This is a genomic window from Chelatococcus sp. YT9, from assembly GCF_018398315.1.
GTDB lineage: Bacteria > Pseudomonadota > Alphaproteobacteria > Rhizobiales > Beijerinckiaceae > Chelatococcus.
Genome location: NZ_JAHBRW010000002.1, coordinates 677326 through 693168, shown reverse-complemented (window position 1 = coordinate 693168; position 15843 = coordinate 677326). Strand labels below are relative to the sequence as shown.

Below are 15843 nucleotides of genomic sequence, written 5' to 3'. Positions count from 1 at the left end.
CCTCACTGCCCGGCGGGAATGGCCTGCATGGCGGTGGTCCATCCCCGTGGGTGCACGGCATAGGAGCCTACCTTCTGCCCGTGACCGACGATCAAGTGGAAATGATAGAGCGGCAGCATGGGGTAGTCGGCCATGACGAACTCCGTCGCGGCTGCGAGCGCCGCGCTGCGCTCGGGGCCTTCAGCGATCGCCTTAGCCTTCGCGAGCATCGCGTCGAATTGCGGGTTGGTGTACTTGCCGTAGTTCAGCGAGCCCGCGCCCTGCTCAACGTTCGGGGACGCGAGAAGCGCCTCCAGGCAGAATGACACAGCCTCGCCGGAGCAGCCGCCATACCAGACGGGATAGTCGCCCTTGGCACGCTGCGTGGCGAAGACCGAGAATGGCGCGACGACCGGTTGAGCGCGCACGCCGATCCGCGCCCAGTTCTGCGCGATGGACTGCAGCGTCTCGCCATCGCCGGGATAGCGCCCTGCCGGGCCCGCGAGCACGACGTTGAAGCCATCCGGGTAACCCGCCTCCGCCAGAAGTGCTTTCGCGGCGCTGTAGTCCGGTGCGGTGACCTTGAGGTTGGGAGAGGTTCCGGAGAGACCGCCCGGAAACAGCTGGGAGGCCGCAGTGCCGTATCCGAGCAGAATCTTCTCCGCGATGAAGGGGCGGTCAGTCGCCATGGTCAGCGCTTGGCGCACGCGCTTGTCGCGGAAGGGGTTGCTGATCGGCTTGCCGGACTTGTCGGTGACGCCTGGAGCAGTCTCGCGCCCGACGTCGAACTGGAGGAAATTCGAGCGCGCTGCGCTGGTGCTTTCGACCTTGAGTCCGCGCTGCTTGAGGCCGGAAACGTCCCGCGCCGGGATCTGGTCGGCAACGTCGACGTCGGCTGTCGTCAGCGCGGCGACGCGCGCGGCGGGGCTCTCGATCACCCTGAAGGCCACCTCGGCCCAGGCGGGTGTCCCACCCCAGTAGCTGTCATTCCGCGTCAAACGGAAGATCTCGCCGGATTGCCAGTTCTGGAATTTGTAGGGGCCGGTCCCGATCGGACGCGCGGCGGCATTCAATTCATCGGTCGAGGCGAACCCGTCCGCCTTGTGAGGCATGATGAAGATCGCGGCAAGCGACAGCGGCAGCGTCGGGGTGTCCGTGTGCGTTTCGATAGCGACGGTCAGCGGGTCCGGCGCCGTGACGGATTTGATCGCCTTCGCATAAGACCGATAACCGCCACTTGGCGGCGTAAGGAAATCGCGGATTCGCGTGAGTGAATAAATCACGTCCTGGGCGGTGAAGGGCGAGCCGTCGTGAAAGCGGACTCCTTCGCGCAACTTGAATTCCCATTGGGTCTCCGAAAGGCGTTTCCAGGAGGTAGCAAGGCCTGGCTGTGGATCGAGTTGAGCGTCCTGGTTCACCAGGCGCTCGTAGACATGCGACAGGAGCGAGTTCGTCTCGCCAAGATCCGCGAAATGAGGATCGAGCGTCATCAGCTTATAGGAAGTTGCAACCCGCAGAGCCTGAGCTGTCGCGGGCTGCGTAGCAATGACGAGTCCTGCAAGGGTGCCTAGAGTCAGGGCGAACCGAAGGCTGCTAAAGGGAACGAATTTCAAGATGATACCCCTCATTTTTCTTGGCGCTCCTACGTCGTTGCCGAAGGCGAACGAGGCGGGATGCTATGCCGCAGAGGTCCTGTGGAACTCTCTGTGGCGAACAATCGAAGAGCTGGCCGCACGGGTCAATTTATTAAGTTTCTGCAAAGCAGATTAGTTCTGCTAATATCCCACTTCGTGCTGCATCCTCGGTTCCGGGAGAGAAAGATGAAGGATATCTCCCGGCTGGCTGGTTCGATCGGACTGAGGCCGGCGCAGATCTTTCGCGAGATCATTCGGGCCGGTTCGACAAGGCGTGCCGCGAGGGCGCTGGACGTTACCCAGTCCGCGGTCAGCCAGCATCTCAAACAGTTTGAGGATGCGGTCGGCGAGAAGCTGTTCGTGCGCGACGGCCGCGGCCTGATTCCGACGACAAATGCGATTGAAATCTACAATCGCATCGACAGGTACTTTGAAACATTGCAGCACATCGAGAACGAAATCCTCGACTCGTTCTCGGCGACGCGCAACACGTTGACGATAAGCGCCCCGCATATCACTTGCCTGAGCTTCATTCCGAAGCTTGCGCTGGAACTGGATCGTGCCGACCGAACTTTGGAGCTTCACGTCAAAGCGCAGCGATATGACCAAATCGCCCATAGCCTGCTGACCGGTGAGGCCGATCTGGGCATCTCGCGCCTGCCGCTGGATGAGCGGTTTTTCCATTGGCTGGTGATTGCCGAAATCAAGAGTGTCTGCATCATGAGCGCAGGCCACCCGCTCTCCAGGAAAGATTTCATTACCGAGGAGGATCTCGTCTGCCAAAAATTACTTTCGATTGAGCGCGAATATGCAGCCAACCCTCTAGGGTCAAGCGTCTCAAATCGGCGGCGAAATGCCTCTTCAGCCAATATTTATGTCGATTCGGTGGGGTTAGGCGCGATGTATATCGCGAATGGCCTTTGCGTATCGGTCGATAACGAATTCACGGCAAAGCAGTACGCGACGCTAGGACTGGATCTTGCATTTGTCCCATTTCGCCCGGGGGCCGCTTATCGATATGTTGTATTCTCACGGCATGGAAATGAGAAGGCACTCAAGTATCTGAATATTGTCAGAGATAGCTTCAGGAGAGAATATTTCTGAATTCGTCATACGTCGATACGCCCCACTGCTCCGCCAGTTCGGCAAGGCTGACGTCGACGCCGCCTGACCGTCGGAGCAGAACCACCTCGTCGCCGACTTCGGCTTCCGGGATGTCCGTCAGACCGACACGTATAAGCTCGGAATGCGTCGGAGCGATGAGAGGTCCCCAACACCTTCTGATCAGAGCCACCGCATCGTTCGGCATCCCGCCTGGGATACCGGCGCGCCAACCGAAAGGGATCGGGCCCAACCGCATATCCGGCTTCAGGCGCATGAACGGCGTGGGGGGCGAAGCCATAGCTCGTCATCATCGGGGGACCATAGACACCTGCCAACGCGAGGTGACGGCTCGCGACGATCGCACGGGGCCACCACGGCCGCCTGGCGTAGTAGGGCGCCGGCTCGAAAGCCGCGCGCGTCGATCGAAGTGCAGAGGCAGGTCGGGCAAGCTGACATAGCTGCCGACGAGGAGGACCAGCAGCGGAACTCCGCGGATCACAAGCCCATAAAGCGCCGCAAGCCAGCGCAAGGAGCCCAAGCATAGGGGCTGATCACAGCAAGCGACAGGCTGAGGGCGGCAGCGACCAGGATCGTCGCAAGATGATGGAGCACCAGCGCAACTGACTTTCGATGCCTCCCCCGAACGACGGCGCTATAAAATCCTGGATAATTCGGCAGTGATCCGTTTCGCCGTTTGACGCACCAGCCTGGCGCAAAGTTCATGACGCCGCGCATCGTGCCGGTATACGGGCATACTGACGCTTATCGCTCCGACCGGTTCCCGCTGACGATTGAAGATGGGGCTGCCGAGACAACGAATATCCGGCTCGTTCTCCTCGTCGTCGAAGGCAAACTCCTGCTCGCGCGTCCGCTTCAGTTCCGCGAGCAGCGCCTCGGGCGTCGTTAGCGTCTTGGCGGTGTGGCGCTTTAACTCCAACTCCTTGATAACTTCGAGCAACCGCTCGTCCGGCAGGCCAGACAGCCACGCCTTACCCACGGATGTGGAGTGAAGTTCAACCTGGCCGCCAATGCTTGTCTTCATCTGAACTGTGCTGGAGCCGACCAACTTGTCTATGTAGACCATCCGGTTGTTGCTGGGCACCGCGAGGTGCACGGCCTCATCCGTTGCATCCCGGAGCGATACCAGAAAATCTCTTGCGATCGTCCGCAGGTCGGAATCCTCCCAGGTCTTGGCAGCGAGCTGGAGAAGGCGCGGTCCAAGGCGAAACGTTCCGCTCTCCCCGGACTGCGTGATGAGTCCCTCGGCAATCAGCGCCGAAACGAGCCGGTAGACCGTCCCCCGCGGGAAACGCGCACGCTTGGTCAGTTGGGCAATGTCCAGTGCCCCGGGAGAATCCGCGATAATCTGGAGCACCGTCATGAATTTTGAGAACGAAGCCGCTCCCTGCACGGGATTGGGAGTCCTGACATCTGCTTCATCCTGGAGGTCACTCAGGCTCATGGCATAACTCCCTGCAAGCTTGACAACGGTACATGGCGGTACTAGAGATTTGTGGGCAAACTGTCCATATTGTAGTCAGTATTCCGGGATTCCGGTTCTAGTCGTATGATCGGGGAGGGTCAACGACAAGCTCACCTGCACCAAAATTGAACGCATCGGGCAATCCGCCCTTCGGCGAGAGGCGCGGGAATTGCTGCTGGGAGGATAAGCAATGACAAAAAAAGGGTACTGGGTTGCAATGGTCGATATTGCTGACCAGGAAGGCTACAAAGAATACATCGCCTTGAACAAGGCCGCTTTCGACAAATACGGCGCGAATTTTGTCGTTCGCGCCGGAAAACACCAGGTCATGGAAGGGCCGGACGCGAACCGCGTGGTTGTAATAGAGTTCAAGGACTACGAGACTGCCCTCGCCTGCTACAACTCTCCTGAGTATCGGAAGGCCATCGAGGCACGCGTCAAGTATGCCAAGGCACATCTGACCGTGGTGGAAGGCGTCTGACACCGGAAGTAAGACTTCAAACCTGCTGTCGTGGTGGTTGGAGGGAGCGCCGCCTTTGCGCCGGCGCGCTGTTCGACCGGCGTAGCAGCCCAAGTCTTGATCACGCGCGAAGGCGTTTCTCGCGCGCCAGGGATGCTGGAGCGTCATGCTCGCCTCCTTCGTAGCCCCGTCAGCATGCGGCAAGGACGTCGCATGAGCGCACAACCTTCTGGGAGCAACTATGCCCGAACCGTTGCGTTGGCTTTTTAAGGTCTTTGACGTTCTCGTCGTCGTCGGCATGGCCGTCATAAGCCTTTTGATCTTCACAAATGTCGTGCTGCGCTACGGTTTCAGCTCAGGCGTTCCGTTTGCCGTCGAAGTCTCTCGTGTGGTCCTCGTCTGGGTCATCTTTTTGGGATCTGTGGTGGCCCTGGCCAAAGGCGCGCATCTCGGCGTCGACTCGCTCGTCGTCAGGTTGCCGCGCGGGGCGCGCTTCGTCTGCTTTATCGCTTCATACGGCCTGATGCTGTGGTGCTGCTGGCTCCTGGCAAAGGGCAGCTGGTCGCTCACCCTCATCGAGTGGGGCAACGTCCAGGCACTGTCGGGAATTCCCGTCGGCGCCATCTACGCCGCGGGGCTTGCCGCCGCCATCCTGATGGCTCTAGTGCTCCTTATCGATCTGTGGCGCTCGCTGCGCGGCATCCTGCCTGCCCCTTGGTCGGGCGCACAACACGTCGAGCCGCCACCGGTCCTCTCTCCGGCGCTCAATTCGGAGAAAGCACCGTGAGCGGATTGGTCTTTATGGCGTCTCTCCTCGGTGCGATGGGCATCGGGGTCCCCGTTGCCTTCGCCCTGATGCTGTCGGGCATTGCGATGATGCTGCTGATGGGCAATCTGGATGCGCAGATCCTGGCACAACGGCTGGTCAATGGGGCAGACAGTTATCCGCTGATGGCGATCCCGTTCTTTCTGATTGCGGGCGAGCTCATGAACGCAGGCGGCCTCTCCCGCCGGATCGTAAACGTTGCCTTGGCGCTCGTCGGTCATATACGAGGCGGCCTCGGTTACGTCGTCATCGGCACGGGCCTGGTGCTTGCCAGCGTCTCCGGGTCGGCGATCGCGGATACGGCGACGCTCGCCGTCATGTTGGTCCCCCTGATGAGGGATGCCGGCTATCACATGGGGCGCGCCTCGGGCTTGATGGCGGCGACGGGCATTATCGCTCCTGTCATCCCGCCGTCTGTTGGGTTCATCCTCCTGGGCGTCACCGCAAACATCTCCATCGTCGGCCTGTTCTTCGCCGGAATCATACCAGGGATTTTGATGGGGGTGAGCCTCATGATCGCCTGGTGGTTCCTCTCGAAAAAGGAAACTGCGTCGGTCCACCTCAAACTTCCGCGCAGGGATATCCCGAAAACCATCAGGACCGCCGGTTGGGCGCTGATGATGCCAGCGATTATCCTCGGCGGATTGCGGTTCGGCATCTTCACGCCCACGGAGGCCGGCGTCGTAGCTGCCTTCTATGCATTGTTCGTGGGGGTGTTTATTTATCGAGAACTGACACCGCGGCTACTCTATGACGCGCTGCTGGGCGCCGGGCGCCTGACCGCGGTGATCATGCTTTTGGTCGCGGCCTCTATGATCGCCGGCTTCATGCTGACGATCTCCAATATGCCCGCCCAGCTGGTCAGTCTCCTCGCGCCCTTCCTGGACTCTCCGATCCTGCTCATGGGCATGATCGTCGTGGCCGTCTTCGTCGTCGGTACGGCGCTCGATTTCGCACCCAGCATCACAATTCTGGTGCCGATCCTCGTTCCAATCGTCAAGGCGGCGGGGATCGACCCGGTTTATTTCGGGGTCATCTTCATGATGGTGAATGCAGTCGGCCTCATCACGCCTCCTGTCGGAACGGTGCTCAACACGGTGTGCGGGATCAGCGGGGTTTCCATGGAAGCCGCTACGAAGGGTGCCATGCCCTACCTCATAGCGCAGATGATACTCATTCTGCTGCTGGTTCTGTTCCCGGCTCTCGTGACCGTGCCAGCCTCTTGGCTGCACTAAGCCCAAACTGTCGCGGCGTTGCGCGCGACATGCGGCGGCGGGCTTCTTCACCCATGCGACATACCCGCCCTCAACGAGGCCCGGCTGTCGGGGCGCCTGACGTGATAAGACTTGCTACCGCTGGGTCAGGTCATCTGCGCGTGCTGGTCGGCGAGGGAGCTTGGCAAGACGGGCTTGCAGGCGTTTTCCATTAGCCAGCTAAAGATCGACCCTATTTGGTGGAGGGCGACCGCGTCGGCATGCGTGAGGTCTCAGGTCTCATGCGGCCGGCGCAGCGTTCCTCCATCTGTGAGGCAGATTGAGCAGCCCGCCCCGGAAATCTGCAATGCGATTGGCGCGAAACCGCGTCAATCGCCGCTGGCGGAAAGTTCGACGATAGGTCAGAGACTGGGTGCACCGACCGATCCCGGCAGGTGTGCCGGGAACCCGGCACTCCTTTTGAGCCAAGCCTGAGACGTCAGAGTCCCCCGGACACCGTGATCAGGGTGCCTGTTACGAACCCCGAGCCAGGAGACGCAAGCCACAGGGCCGCGCGCGCGATGTCGTCGGGCTCTGCGATGCGTCCCATGGGGGTTACCGCCGCAATCCTGGCTGGCCGCTCGGGGTTTCCGCCTTGGGTGTGTATCCGCGTGTTGGTGGTGCCGACACGTATGGCATTCACGCGAATGCCCTCCGGTGCCAACTCTTTGCCCGCGCCGAAGGTGATGGATTCGACGGCTCCCTTGCTCGCGGCATAGTGCACGTATTCGTTGGGGCTACCGAGGTAGGATGCGAGGGACGACATGTTCACGATCGTCCCGCCCTGTCCGCCCCGACGGGTCGACATGCGTTTTGCGGCCTCCTGAATACCATACATGACCCCGAATACGTTCACCTCGAAGGTTCGCTCCAGGGTAGCAGGCTGCAGATCCTCTATTCGGCCGGCTTTGCCGATGATGCCCGCATTGTTGATCAGGCAGGTTACCCGCCCCAGCGCATCGTCGCATGCGCTGAACAGGGCCTGGACGTCCTCGATTTTCCCAACGTCTCCCTGCACCGCGATGGCGCGGGCGCCTGCGGCCTCGCAGTCCTCAACGACTGTCGATGCAGCAGCAGCGTCCGAGAGATAGTTTATGCAGACATCGTAGCCGTCAGCGGCGAACAGCCGCGCCGTCGCGGCGCCGATGCCGTGGCCTGCGCCTGTGACAATCACAATCGGTCTCATGGATTTGCCTCCGCGCTTCCCGTCTGACGGCGTCCCCGGTCCCGAGCAAGTCCGTCTGTTGCGGACTTGCGCCGGTCAGAAATTTGGCGAGCAAACTCATCGCCTTAAAGGTTATCGACGATGCCAATATTGCTCTAGAACACGGACTGAAGGATCGCGGCGTAATCTTCCTTGGTCAACGGGCGCGGATTGGTGGGGTGGCTGTGATCGGCAAGGGCCCGTTCGCATACCCAATCAATGACATGCCGGGGCACGCCCAATTCGGACAATCTCTGCGTGATACCCAGACGGCGGTTCAAATCGTCCAGCGCATCGGCGAGGGTTCTCTGTTCTAGTCCGGCCAGGCTCTCGAGGTAACTTACTTTTTCAGCCGCGGCCTCGACTTTCACATTCCACCGGAGGACTGGTGGCATCAGGATGGCGTTGAGCGTCCCATGGTGGAGGCGCGCCTCCTTAAGACCACCCAGGGCGTGGCTGAGCGCATGGACGGCTCCAAGCCCCTTCTGGAACGTCAGACCGCCTTCCAGGGCACCCATCATGAGATCGCTCCGCGCCTGCGCGTTGGAGCCATCCGCGTAGGCGACGGGTAAGGCCTTCCAGATGCGTTTGAAGCCGTCGACGGCTATTGCCTCGGCCGGAGGATTGTAGCGGGGAGAAAGGTAGGTCTCGACGCAATGGGAGAGCGCATCGAGCCCGGTCGCGGCCGTCAAAGCCGGAGGAAGCCCCATCGTCAACTCCGGGTCGCAAATCGCCCTGCGAGGAATCAGATAGGGGCTGATGAACCCCAGCTTCCGGCCGTCATTCAGCGTGATCAACGCGGCGCGCCCGACCTCGGATCCCGTACCCGCTGTCGTCGGGACGGCCACGAGCGGCGCGACGGCGGCCGTGATGCGCGCTACACCGCCCAGGATCGCGGCGTAGCGTTCAAGTTCGCCGTCGTGCGTGGCGAGTAACGCAACCCCCTTGGCGAGATCAATCGGAGAGCCTCCGCCGATCGCCACGACCCCGTCGCAACCGCTTTCCCTGTAGAGCTCCAGACCGGCAGCAACTGCGCTCTCGGTCGGATTGGAGGGGACGTCCAGAAAGGTCGGCGCGCTGTCCAGAAACGCGAAAACAGGGCGCTGAAGCAGGCCTGCCGCCCGGACGCCGTGATCGCTGATGACCAGGGGTTTCAACACGCCGAGTTCGCGCAGAATGTCCGCCAGCGACTCGGCGGCCCCAAGTCCGAAACTAACGTTTGTAAGATAAGTTATAGTATCCACGCTGCGAGTATTCACGCTGCCGCTCTCCTCGATGTACCCACCCCCAATGCACCGCCGCAGCCACCGGGTGGCACTCGGCACGTGTTGAGGAGCCGTGCAGAACGTCACGCCTCCGCAACAATGGCCCATATTGTGGACATATTGTCCAAGCATCGATCGGAAATTTGCGAATGTCAAGCGTTGCGACTCGCACGCCGATTGCAAGGCTATGGACAAGCTACGTTATAGCCCACGCCCAAGGTGGGCGCATTGACTACATTATGGACAATCTGTCGGTGAGTTGGGTTGCATTGATCCGATCGTCGAAATTCGCACCGGTAGTGACTTGCCGATGGGAGGAAAGCCGTTGTCAAGTCCCGCCACCTCCGTGTTGAGCCCAGGCTGGATGCACGAGCATGCACGGCACATGCTCGGCATGCGGCTTAACCTGGTCGAGATCCCTGACTGCAACGTTCACGTTCGTATGCCCCAGGAGGTGCGGGCTTCAATTCATGGCGTGCCCTGCCGTACCGGAATCGACAGTCAGTTCATTCGCCACGACGGTCAAGACGCAACCCGACGTGCCATCTCGTTGCCGTGCTCTGAAGCGTGGCGAGGAGCGTTGACAATCGGCGGTAGTCTGCCATCATATCATTTTGGACAAATTGTCCATAATATGGACAATGACCTTCTCGTCTGGTTCAAAGTTTAGGGCCACAATACACGTAGTACCGGACTTGTTCGCGTCCGTAGACAATCAGCACATCCTAGTTGCGTGAACGATCCTTGGGAGGGGAACAAAATGAAACTCTTGCTTCTGACGGCGGCATTTGTCGGCGGCCTTCTAGCCGCCGCTCCGGCCATGGCCCAGAATGCCCGCCTTGGCTACGTGCCCACGGAAGATCACCCGGTGGGGCAGGCTTCGCGTCACTTTGCGAACCTAGTAAAAGAGAAGAGCGGCGGTCGCATCAAGATTGATACGTTCGGCAACGGCGTGCTCGGCAGCGAGCCCGAGATGCAGGCGTCGGTTCAAGCCGGCTTCATCGACATCATGGTCGGCCCAACGCCCAACCTGGTCGGCGTTGTTCCGCAGTTCATGATCTACGACCTTCCGTTCTTCTACAAGGACTTCGCGGCCGTCGATGCCGTCATGGACGGCGCGGTCGGCGAGCAGCTGTTCTCGCAGCTGAAGGAAAAGACCGGCATGGTCGGGCTGGCCTGGTGGGACAACGGCTTCCGCCACATGACCAATAAGACCCGCTCTATCAACACCGTGGAGGATATGGCAGGGCTCAACATCCGCGTCATACCCAACCCGTTGTTCATCGCGACCTGGAAAGCCCTGGGAACGAATCCAACGCCGCTTCCCTGGCCTGAACTCTACAGCGCGCTCGAGAATGGCGCCGTCGATGGCCAGGAGACACCGTACGCTCTGATCTATACGGCAAGGTTCTACGAGGTGCAGAAACATCTCGCCAAGACGGGCCACGTCTACACGCCGTTTGTTCTTCTCGCGAGCAAGAAATGGTTCGACAGCCTCTCCGATGCGGACAAGACCATCGTTAGGGAAGCCGCAAAGGAATCGGCAGCCTTCCAGCGGGAAATTTCTCGCAAGTCGGCGGCGGATCTGGAGAAGGAGCTCGTGGCGAAGGGCTTCAAGATTACTGAACCCACGCCCGAAGCCCTCGCAGCCATGCGCGAGCGCGTCGCACCTGTCGTGAAGGAATTCAGCGAGAAGATCGGCGCGAATGTGGTTGAGCAGGCACGAGCGGCTATGGCTGCAGTCGCCGGTCAGTGAAGGACATGCCTATGTCGGCGATGCGGTGCAGCCCCGCATTGTCGCTTCTCAAAATTTGATCGGATCACGAAATCTTGTCTGGCGCCTGCCACGTCGACATATCGCGACGGGCAGGCCAAAGCCATCTCACCTCCTGCTCCGAGCTCGCCGCGTTGCCCCGTTCTTGAGCTTTTGCTGCAACGCGGCGCTCACAGTGATGGAGGGTCGAGAATGACCGCCCTCGATCCCCGGGAGTTCTGTTGTCGGGATTGGATGCTGGAGATACTCCCCTCCCCTGTCCTTTCTGAGTCTCGCGGTGAACAGGGCGAGGATCATAGGAGTGGTCGAGAACTCTCCGGTGACCGCGCGCTGGGTGAGATTACGAAGATAGCCGCCTGGATTGGAGATCTCCCCCGACCGCTCATAGATCGCGGCGAGCACTGTCGCAGCCCCCTGGGCGCCGAGCGTCGCACACGTTTCCTCCCAGAGTCTGGAACTGATCCCCAGCATCGGACGAACAACACCTGCCAATCCCAGAAGATCTCGCCAGTTCTGGATGGCACGGCCCTGGGCGAGATCGATGATAGCTGGGCAGGCTTTGATGACAGTGGAAAGGCTGGGTCCTTGCCGATCCTGAGCGGCTGGGGGTGTGATCTCGCCGGAAGGGGCGTTTTGTTCATCCCTTGAGTCATCTTTTTGAAATTCAGAATGAGATTCTGGGTTTGACTCTTTTAAGTGCCCGCCAGAATGGGACTCATTGGCGGCCGGAATCCGGGATTGTGTGAAGTTTTCCAAGGATGTGCGAATATCGTCCCAGAGATGGCGCAGATCTGCGCAGATCGCCTCGATGACCTCTCCGCAGGGCTGGCGCGGAAGCTGGCTGATGATCGCGTCGTAGCGGTGCTGTGCGATCTCCCAGGGGCCTGGTGCGCCTTCCGCGCGGGCAGCGGTGATGGTCTTGGCGATATCCCGGCGCAGGAGCGTCAGCTGTTCCCGGGCGACTTGTCTCGCGCGTTTGTCGGCCTGCACGGCTTCCGCCATGTCTTTGAAGGCATCGGCGCGTGTGACGATCGGTGAGAGGTCAAAACCGTAGACCTGCTCGATGTCCCCTCCCCTGCCCTTGCGGGCGAAGCGTTTGCCGTTGGGACTGTCGCGCCGGATGATGAGGCCGCATTCAACCAGGTTGGCGAGGTGTCGCCGCAGGGTTGTGGCGGGCATGCCATTGGCGCGGGCTGCGAGCTGGTCGTTGGAAGGCCAGACAACAAGACCTCCCCGCGCTGACAGGGTGGTTTCCGGATGGAACGAGAGCAAGGCGTTCAGGATGGTGAGGGCCCTGTCGGTAGCCCCCAGGCGATCGCGCGCTTCGCGGATATGTTGAAACACCTGCCATTTATGGACAGCGGTGTCTTTCGGGGCGCTGCGTCCAATGGATTGCTGTGCCAGCTGGGCAAGCGACATCGTCCGCCGCCCAAAGGGCGTCGTTGCAATATGCGTCTGCATTCTCTTTCACCTATCGCTAGGCAAAAGAAATCTGCTCGCCGAAACGGCAATTATCCTACGGAGGACTCTTGACTGCGATTCCGGGAAATGCGATTCTCTAGTTCTCACACAGGAGAAGGCTTCCGGGACGGTGTTTCGGGGGCCTTTTTCTTTTGCTGCTGCTCTCCTCTCACATAGTCAGACATGCGAAAGCCCGCTTATTTGCGGCTTTCAAATTCAGCGTAGAGCCTTGGTAGCTCGTTCAGCACGAAGTCAGCGAAGTCGGGCGCCTGGCGTCTGTCGATTGTAACAGCTACTTTCCGCTCGCTCTGCTCCACTCGCGCAAGTGGTGTGCCCTGCCGGGACGTCCATATGCTCGGCTCGCGTCGAGCGCCCGGCTGCTTTAACGCGGCTAAGACCGCTTTGAATCGTGCATCAGAGGGCAGTGTGCGGAAGGTCTCGCTATGGACGAGAGCCGCGGCACGCTCAACTGCATCAGCCCGCGAGAAGAGATCCGCCAGCTCAATCCAGTTGCGACGTCCGATCCCGTGCGCCGGTCCGATCGCGTCGACGAGTTCGTCCGGGATGCGGCTGACGACAGAGAGCATATTAGACAGGTCGCTCTTGTAGATCGACATCGCTGCCATGATCACATCGCGCGTGAAACGCGATTGCAGGTTTCGCGCAAACCGTGCCTTCTCGATGAAGGTGAGGTCGCGGCGCTCGTTATTCTCCTGGCCTTGCGCAACAACCAGTTCCTCGTCGCTGAGGTCGCGCACCACGGCACGCACCATTCGCCCGAGTTCGATCGCTGCTTTGAGCCTGCGATGGCCGAATGCGACCTGGTAACGCCCGCGCGCTTGTGGATGAGGCCTGACCAGGATCGGGACCTGTTGACCCTGCTCGCGGATTGAAGCCAGGAATTGACGCTGAACATCGTCATCGACTGGCATACGGTCCGTGACGAAGGATGGGTCGATCTCGGCAGGATCCAGCTCGACGATCGTCTGGCCGGCGGAGAGTTTTCTCTCGATCTCGTCAGCGCGGCGCGTGCGTTCAGAGACTTCGCCCAAGGACTGGCCGATTGCGCCGACGGGCGAGCGATTGGGATCAATACCAAGACCGGCCACTCCAAGCAGCGGGCGCGATCGCGGCCGAGTTTCAAGACGCGCGGGTGTCTCGTCGCTCGCTGCATCCGGCCCACGGGTCGGTGCGGAATCAAGGGTTGCAAATATGCGCTTACGGCTCATGTGGTGCGTCCCCAGGCCTTCCTGATGAGTTCTTCGATCTCACCATTGACGTTTTGCATCGCCTCGACGGCGCGATCATAGGTCGATCGTGTGAACTGGCTGCGTTCGACCTCAAAGAGTGTCTGGTTCGTCAAGCCGGCGTCAGAAACGGCGGTGCTTTTGAGCATCGGATGAATCAGGACGTGTTCGTTGAAGATGGAGCGCAGAAAGGCGACCATCTGGTTTTGCGGACCATCACTGGGTTCGAACCGTGTGACGAGGTATCTCAGCCAGTTGTATTCGGAGGTCGCGCCGACGCGGGAGATTTCATCGAGAAGATCCCCCGTCATCGCCAGAAACTGGCTCATGGACATGACGTCGAGCATCTGGGGATGAATGGTGATCAAGACGGAGGTTGCTGCCGTCAGGGCGGAGAGAGTGAGATAGCCGAGTTGAGGCGGACAATCGATAATGACGACGTCATACAGGTCCTGAACCTGCGCGATGGCCTGGCCGATGCGCGCGAAGAAGAGGGTATCTCCAGCCTTCCGCTTCATCAGCGCACGAGGGGTATCGTGCTCGAATTCCATCAGTTCGAGATTGCCGGGAATGAGATGAAGGTCAGGGATGTATGTCGCACGGACGATCTCGGCGATCGGCCGTTGTTCCTCGTCGTAGCGGATCGCGCCATAGAGCGTTTCATTCTGCCCGACGTCGAGTTCGGGCTGCTCGCCGAAGAGCGCAGATAGGCTCGCCTGCGGATCGAGATCGATGGCGAGGACGCGGTAGCCATGCAGCGCGAGGTGCTGGGCAAGATGGGCCGTTGTCGTCGTCTTTCCGGACCCACCCTTGAAGTTCATCACGGAGACGACCTGGAGGGGCTCGCCCTCACGTCGCCATGGCAGGTAGCGCCGGGCGCTACGGGTGCCGCGGTCGAGGTGAATGCGAAGGTTATGGATATCCTCGACCGAGTATGTCCGGCGACCGTTCGTGACCGTGCCGGATAGGCCAGGCGTTTCTGCGGCAACTTGCCGGAGGTAACCCTCTCCTATTCCGATGAGACGGGCGGTCTCCGCCGGGCTGAACTGCCGGATTGTCTTCTGCGCATGGGGCGGAAAGGTAGTCGCGTGATGGACCTGCAACTGGCTGGTCAGTGCATTGGAGTGGCGTTGGATCACCCCCTTGAGGTCCTCAGGGGAAACACGCTCAGGTTTGGGTGCCATCTGTGCCATTGCCGCGATTTCAGCCTCGATGCATAACTGCGGTATTGAACGCGGATTGCGAAAAAAACCGTAGTTCACATGAGTAAAACCGATTCTGAGCTTTCCGCAAGGGATATTAGGTTAATCGAAGGTAAAGCCCAGTTTGGCTCCGGCAGTTGACTGCCTGTGAAAACAATCGGTTTCGCAGTTTTCATTGTCGAGGCTCTCCGATTTGGAAAGTCGACATTTGATGAATGCGGGTCTAGAGCGGGCTTCTTCACGAATCACTTGCGCGATTAACATATCATGCGAGGCAGGGTGGTATCTTGGTGGGGCGCGTTTCTGGTTGCCTGGGCTGGTCATCTGCGCGTGCTCGCGCCAGCGGCTTCGAGTGCATCGCGCGCGCGGCTGGTGTACGAGTTAGCCGCGGCTAACTCTGTTGCGTCCAGGTACAGGGGTGCGCAACGCAGCGCTCCGAGGTGCTGTCTCGGCGCCTCCTCATGGCCACGAGGCAAGGTATGTGAAGGCGAGAGGGATTGCTCCGCTGGGGCGAGCGCGTGTACCGGTTGCGTCATCGGCGGTGGGATCGCGACGAGACCGCGAGGCTCGTGTTTGAACTGCCGGACCCGGCATTCGCCGGCGGTTAGCCGCGGCTAACTTTCATCTGACGAGATTTAGTCCGGCGAGGCAGCCGGCTTCTGTGCGTGGCCTGCGCGCCACCCTCAGCAATATCGCGGTGAAGAGGGGCTCCCGGTATCGAGGTCCATGTAACGAAGAGGGCGCGAAGCGGCCACGGGGACCTTCTTGTCGAGATCGTCGCGGAATGTCAGCGAGGGGCTGCTGCAGGCACGCGTTGCTCGGGTGGCGAATGTCGGCCGACGGCGGGACCGACCGCCGCTCGACGTGCTGCGATGCTCGTTCTCCTTCGAAGATGTGACTAGTCTGTGGTTGAGTCCGCCGCCGCGGCTGGATTTCCGAATGGCGGCGTCG

General features: G+C 60.4%; 13 protein-coding genes. 5 read left to right on the top strand and 8 right to left on the bottom strand.

What is annotated here, in order from left to right:
• Nucleotides 1–2: 2 nt before the first annotated feature.
• The gene (locus tag KIO76_RS23245; protein WP_213325962.1) at nt 3–1607 is read right to left on the bottom strand and encodes an ABC transporter substrate-binding protein; all 1605 of its coding nucleotides are present in this window, start codon (nt 1605–1607) and stop codon (nt 3–5) included.
• Nucleotides 1608–1799: 192 nt separating this feature from the next.
• Between KIO76_RS23245 and KIO76_RS23240 the strand changes: the two genes are divergently transcribed.
• A complete protein-coding gene (locus KIO76_RS23240) occupies nt 1800–2717 on the top strand; it encodes a LysR family transcriptional regulator (protein WP_213325961.1) in 918 nt (305 codons plus the stop codon).
• On the opposite strand, the gene KIO76_RS23235 is transcribed toward KIO76_RS23240, so the two are convergent.
• Together KIO76_RS23235 and KIO76_RS23230 are read right to left on the bottom strand one after the other, a co-directional pair.
• Nucleotides 2698–3015 carry an alanine racemase C-terminal domain-containing protein gene (locus tag KIO76_RS23235; RefSeq protein WP_213325960.1) on the bottom strand — a complete coding sequence of 106 codons (318 nt, stop codon included), beginning with the start codon at nt 3013–3015 and terminating at the stop codon, nt 2698–2700. The two genes, KIO76_RS23240 and KIO76_RS23235, sit on opposite strands and share 20 nt — an antisense overlap.
• A gap of 354 nt (nt 3016–3369) precedes the next feature.
• Complete coding sequence (locus tag KIO76_RS23230; RefSeq protein ID WP_213325959.1) at nt 3370–4179, bottom strand: IclR family transcriptional regulator; 810 nt, start codon at nt 4177–4179, stop codon at nt 3370–3372.
• Nucleotides 4180–4390: 211 nt separating this feature from the next.
• On the opposite strand from KIO76_RS23230, the gene KIO76_RS23225 reads away from it, so the two are divergent.
• The 3 genes from KIO76_RS23225 (at nt 4391) to KIO76_RS23215 (ending at nt 6721) form a co-directional block, all read left to right on the top strand.
• Nucleotides 4391–4681: a DUF1330 domain-containing protein gene (locus tag KIO76_RS23225; RefSeq protein WP_213325958.1), complete on the top strand. Its 291-nt coding sequence runs from the start codon at nt 4391–4393 to the stop codon at nt 4679–4681.
• Between the two features lie 220 nt (nt 4682–4901).
• Complete coding sequence (locus KIO76_RS23220; protein WP_213325957.1) at nt 4902–5447, top strand: TRAP transporter small permease; 546 nt, start codon at nt 4902–4904, stop codon at nt 5445–5447.
• Nucleotides 5444–6721: a TRAP transporter large permease gene (locus KIO76_RS23215; protein WP_213325956.1), complete on the top strand. Its 1278-nt coding sequence runs from the start codon at nt 5444–5446 to the stop codon at nt 6719–6721. Before KIO76_RS23220 ends, KIO76_RS23215 begins: the two co-directional genes overlap by 4 nt.
• A gap of 457 nt (nt 6722–7178) precedes the next feature.
• On the opposite strand, the gene KIO76_RS23210 is transcribed toward KIO76_RS23215, so the two are convergent.
• Together KIO76_RS23210 and gbd are read right to left on the bottom strand one after the other, a co-directional pair.
• Nucleotides 7179–7925 carry an SDR family oxidoreductase gene (locus KIO76_RS23210; RefSeq protein WP_213325955.1) on the bottom strand — a complete coding sequence of 249 codons (747 nt, stop codon included), beginning with the start codon at nt 7923–7925 and terminating at the stop codon, nt 7179–7181.
• Nucleotides 7926–8059: 134 nt separating this feature from the next.
• Nucleotides 8060–9187: a 4-hydroxybutyrate dehydrogenase gene (gene gbd / locus KIO76_RS23205; RefSeq protein WP_213327083.1), complete on the bottom strand. Its 1128-nt coding sequence runs from the start codon at nt 9185–9187 to the stop codon at nt 8060–8062.
• A 781-nt stretch (nt 9188–9968) separates the two neighbouring features.
• Here gbd and KIO76_RS23200 point away from each other — a divergent pair.
• Nucleotides 9969–10964, top strand: coding sequence for a TRAP transporter substrate-binding protein (locus tag KIO76_RS23200; RefSeq protein ID WP_213325954.1), 996 nt, complete (start codon nt 9969–9971; stop codon nt 10962–10964).
• Between the two features lie 126 nt (nt 10965–11090).
• Here the strand turns inward: KIO76_RS23200 and repC are convergent, their stop codons facing one another.
• The 3 genes from repC to repA all read right to left on the bottom strand — a co-directional run bounded on the left by repC (nt 11091) and on the right by repA (nt 14883).
• Nucleotides 11091–12443 (bottom strand): plasmid replication protein RepC, encoded by a 1353-nt coding sequence (repC, locus tag KIO76_RS23195; RefSeq protein WP_213325953.1) that lies wholly within the window; start codon nt 12441–12443, stop codon nt 11091–11093.
• A 197-nt stretch (nt 12444–12640) separates the two neighbouring features.
• Nucleotides 12641–13672 (bottom strand): plasmid partitioning protein RepB, encoded by a 1032-nt coding sequence (repB, locus tag KIO76_RS23190; RefSeq protein ID WP_213325952.1) that lies wholly within the window; start codon nt 13670–13672, stop codon nt 12641–12643.
• On the bottom strand, nt 13669–14883 hold the full coding sequence (gene repA, locus KIO76_RS23185; RefSeq protein ID WP_213325951.1) for a plasmid partitioning protein RepA: 1215 nt from the start codon (nt 14881–14883) through the stop codon (nt 13669–13671). The genes repB and repA overlap by 4 nt, the downstream gene beginning before the upstream one ends.
• Nucleotides 14884–15843 lie beyond the last annotated feature (960 nt).

Excerpts from the sequence above, each read along its gene's own strand:
- repA (WP_213325951.1), bottom strand. The coding sequence starts at position 14,883 with ATGGCACAGATGGCACCCAAACCTGAGCGTGTTTCCCCTGAGGACCTC.
- KIO76_RS23240 (WP_213325961.1), top strand. The coding sequence starts at position 1,800 with ATGAAGGATATCTCCCGGCTGGCTGGTTCGATCGGACTGAGGCCGGCG.
- repB (WP_213325952.1), bottom strand. The coding sequence starts at position 13,672 with ATGAGCCGTAAGCGCATATTTGCAACCCTTGATTCCGCACCGACCCGT.
- KIO76_RS23200 (WP_213325954.1), top strand. The coding sequence starts at position 9,969 with ATGAAACTCTTGCTTCTGACGGCGGCATTTGTCGGCGGCCTTCTAGCC.
- KIO76_RS23235 (WP_213325960.1), bottom strand. The coding sequence starts at position 3,015 with ATGGCTTCGCCCCCCACGCCGTTCATGCGCCTGAAGCCGGATATGCGG.
- KIO76_RS23220 (WP_213325957.1), top strand. The coding sequence starts at position 4,902 with ATGCCCGAACCGTTGCGTTGGCTTTTTAAGGTCTTTGACGTTCTCGTC.
- KIO76_RS23230 (WP_213325959.1), bottom strand. The coding sequence starts at position 4,179 with ATGAGCCTGAGTGACCTCCAGGATGAAGCAGATGTCAGGACTCCCAAT.
- KIO76_RS23245 (WP_213325962.1), bottom strand. The coding sequence starts at position 1,607 with ATGAGGGGTATCATCTTGAAATTCGTTCCCTTTAGCAGCCTTCGGTTC.
- KIO76_RS23210 (WP_213325955.1), bottom strand. The coding sequence starts at position 7,925 with ATGAGACCGATTGTGATTGTCACAGGCGCAGGCCACGGCATCGGCGCC.
- repC (WP_213325953.1), bottom strand. The coding sequence starts at position 12,443 with ATGCAGACGCATATTGCAACGACGCCCTTTGGGCGGCGGACGATGTCG.
- KIO76_RS23225 (WP_213325958.1), top strand. The coding sequence starts at position 4,391 with ATGACAAAAAAAGGGTACTGGGTTGCAATGGTCGATATTGCTGACCAG.